The organism is Caulobacter sp. P1_B12_2, assembly GCF_056406675.1.
Window position 1 is genome coordinate 1 of the sequence record NZ_JBFTZS010000505.1, and the last position, 3,102, is coordinate 3,102.

The following is a 3,102-nucleotide window of genomic DNA, read 5'->3' on the forward strand; positions in this document are numbered from 1 at the left end:
GGCGCGCGACCGGGTGCTGGGCGCGCGCAAGGCCGCCGCGGCCGGCGCCGAGGTGGTGGTCATGGACGACGGCCACCAGAACCCCGACCTGCGCAAGACCCTGTCGCTGGTGGTGGTCGACGGCGAGACCCGCGAGGACGAGTGGCCGTTCGGCGACGGCAAGGTGTTCCCGGCCGGGCCGATGCGCGAACCGCTGGCGGTGAGCCTGGCGCGGACCGACGCGGTGATCGTGCTGCTGCCCGACGACCTGCCGGCCGTCGATCCGGCGCTGCTGGCYCTGTTCGGCGACACCCCGGTGCTGATCGCCCGGCTGGAGCCCGCCGCCCCGCCGCCCAAGGGCCGCCAGGTCGRCTTCGCGGGGATCGGCAAGCCGTGGAAGGTCGAGCGGGCCCTGAAGGCGGCCGGCTGCCATCTGGTGGACTTCGCGCCGTATCCCGATCACGGCGACTATGACGAGGCGACGCTGAACTTCCTCTGGGAGCGAGCCCAGACCTACAGCGCGGGGCTGGTGACGACGGAGAAGGACTGGGCGCGGTTGCCGCAGGCTTGGCGGGATCGGGTGACGGCGTGGCCGGTGCGGGCGCGGTTCGAGGAGGAGGACGTGCTGGCGGCGGTGCTGGAGTCCGTGGGACTGTAGCTCACCCACTTGCCCCCACCTGACCGCTTCGCGGTCTGTCCGCCCCCACAGGAGGCGGAGGACGCGCTCCTCTTCCCCCTCTGGGGGAAGACGGTCGCGAAGCGACCCGTAGGGGGCAAGTGTTAGCCGCCTAAGTGCCGGCCTTCTTCGCGAACTCCCAAGCCCCCCTGGCGAGAACAGGCACTCGCGCCTCCATGATCTCCGCATGCGCGCTGGCCGCCGTCCCGTCCCGCACCCGACCCACGATCCCCTGGCAGATCCCCGCCAGCCGGAACAGGTTGTAGCTGAAGTACCAGTCCAGGTTCGGCAGCCCGTCCCGTCCCGTCAGCTTGCAGTACTGCGCCACCGCCTCCTCGATCGTCGGCACGCCATAGGCCGTCAGGTCCGAGATCTCGGCCAGGCCGCCGCGCTGGTCGGACGGCATCACCCAGTTCATCAGGAAGTAGCTGAAGTCGGCCAGCGGGTTGCCCAGGGTCGACAGCTCCCAGTCCAGCACCGCCACCACCTTCGGCTCGGTCGCGTGCAGGATCATGTTGTCCAGCCGATAGTCGCCGTGAACGATCGAGGTCACGTCGTCGGCCGGACAGCTGGTCGGCAGGAAGGCGATCAGCCGGTCCATGTCCTCGATCGTCCGGGTCTCGGACGCCTTGTACTGCTTGGTCCAGCGGTCGATCTGGCGGGAGAAGTAGTTGCCCGGCTTGCCGTAGTCGGCCAGGCCGACGGCGGCGTAGTCGACGGTGTGCAGGGCCGCCAGGGTGGCGATCTCGGCCTCGTAGATCGCCCGGCGCTCGGCGGGCGCATAGTCGGGCAGGGTGCCGTCCCACAGGATCCGGCCTTCGACATTGTCCATCACGTAGAAGATCGTGCCGATCACCGCCTCGTCCAGGCACAGGGCGTAGGCCTTGGCGACGGGGAAGTCGGCCTTGTTCAGGCCCGAGATCACCTTGAACTCGCGGTCGACGGCGTGGGCGCTGGGCAGCAGCTTGCCGGGCGGCTTGCGGCGCAGGACATACTTCTTGGCCGGCGTGACCAGCTGGTAGGTCGGGTTCGACTGGCCGCCCTTGAACTGCCGCACCTCCAGCGGGCCGGCATAGCCTTCGACATGGGCCTCCAGCCAGCTCGCCAGCTTGGCCTCGTCGATGGCGTGGCGCGGATCGACGGGCTTGGTCCCGGAATTCAGATCCTGGGCGGACTGTTCGGCCACGGCCATGCGCTTCACTCCCCAWCGCTTGTTTGAAAGGACATTAGAGCGTGGGGACGCCGACGCAACCCTCTCGACGGCCCATGCCACGGCTTGAGCGCCCCCCGAGAGACGGCTACAATCGCTTCGTCGAAAAAGGGCCATTGGACCGGACAAGGTAAGCCCGGTCGCTCCGAGTTTCGGAGAACCTGTACCCTCGCCTCACGGCTGGGACCCACGACGAGACGACGGCGCGATCGTGCGCCGCCGGCTCGGCGTGCGAGGTCCCGATGTCGATACCGATAGAGCCACCCCGTGCGCCGCGCCTCACCTGAAGGAGAGCGCTGATGCGCCTGAACCATATCGACCTGCCCGTGCCCGACGTCGCCGCGACCCGGGACTTCTTCGAAACCTGGCTGGGCTTCACCCACGAGCGGACCCTGGGCCAGGACGGTCTGGCCATCTTGCGGGACGCCGCCGGCCTGGTGCTGGTGCTCAGCCGCCAGCGCCGCGACGGACCCCAGACCTGGCCGGTCCCGTTCCACATCGGCTTCCACCTGGAGAGCGAGGCGGCCGTATCGGACGTCCACGCGCGGATGGCGGCCGGCGGCCTGGCCGTCGACCCGCCGGCCATGCAGCACGGCGCGTTCGCCTTCTACCTGACCGCGCCGGGCGACATTCTGGTGGAGGTGGCGCACCGGGCGTAGTGCGGAACGCCCCCTTCCCCCTTGATGGGGGAAGGGCCGGGGATGGGGGTGACAGCGGCGGTTCGGCGCCAACCCCCGCCCGTCTTTGGGGCGGACGCGCAGCGTTCACCCCCACCCCAACCCCTCCCCCATCGAGGGGGAGGGGCTTTCCACCCCAAAACCGGAGATCCCCATGAAGGAAACCAAACAGGCCGCGGCTTCGCCCGAGGCTCGCGCGGCGCTGCACGAGGTGCTGGCGGCGTTCGAGGGCTTCAAGGCCGCCAACGACCAGCGGCTGGCGGCGCTGGAGACCAAGCGCGCCGACGTGCTGCTGGAGGAGAAGGTCGCCCGCATCGACGACGCCGTCTCCAACGCCCAGGCGCGGCTGGACCGCGTGCTGAGCGACGCTCGCCGGCCGACCCTCGGCGGGGAGGGCCGGCTGGTCGTTCCCGACGAACGCAAGGCGGCGTTCGACCGCTACATCAAGACCGGCGAGACGCCCGCGCTTCTGCTGGAAGCCAAGGGCCTGTCCGAAGGCGTGGCCACCGCCGGCGGCTATGTCGCCCCGGCCGAGCTGGAGCGGCAGATCCTGCGCCGCC

The 3,102-nt window shown here is 70.1% G+C and carries 4 protein-coding genes; 3 read left to right on the forward strand and 1 reads right to left on the reverse strand.

All coding sequences use genetic code 11. From position 1 onward, the window contains the following. The coding region (locus AC1DZ6_RS22305) for a tetraacyldisaccharide 4'-kinase (protein ID WP_477099310.1) at window positions 1-637 on the forward strand (637 nt) is incomplete at its 5' end. Window positions 638-767: 130 nt separating this feature from the next. On the opposite strand, the gene AC1DZ6_RS22310 is transcribed toward AC1DZ6_RS22305, so the two are convergent. Then, the gene (locus tag AC1DZ6_RS22310; RefSeq protein ID WP_477099311.1) at window positions 768-1,847 is read right to left on the reverse strand and encodes a phosphotransferase; all 1,080 of its coding nucleotides are present in this window, start codon (window positions 1,845-1,847) and stop codon (window positions 768-770) included. Window positions 1,848-2,164: 317 nt separating this feature from the next. On the opposite strand from AC1DZ6_RS22310, the gene AC1DZ6_RS22315 reads away from it, so the two are divergent. Then, window positions 2,165-2,524, forward strand: a complete 360-nt coding sequence (locus AC1DZ6_RS22315) for a VOC family protein (protein WP_477099312.1) — start codon at window positions 2,165-2,167, stop codon at window positions 2,522-2,524. 172 nt (window positions 2,525-2,696) lie between these two features. Further along, window positions 2,697-3,102, forward strand: a 406-nt coding sequence (locus AC1DZ6_RS22320; RefSeq protein ID WP_477099313.1) for a phage major capsid protein, incomplete at its 3' end; no start/stop codon positions are given.

Excerpts from the sequence above, each read along its gene's own strand:
- AC1DZ6_RS22310 (WP_477099311.1), bottom strand. The coding sequence starts at position 1,847 with ATGGCCGTGGCCGAACAGTCCGCCCAGGATCTGAATTCCGGGACCAAG.
- AC1DZ6_RS22315 (WP_477099312.1), top strand. The coding sequence starts at position 2,165 with ATGCGCCTGAACCATATCGACCTGCCCGTGCCCGACGTCGCCGCGACC.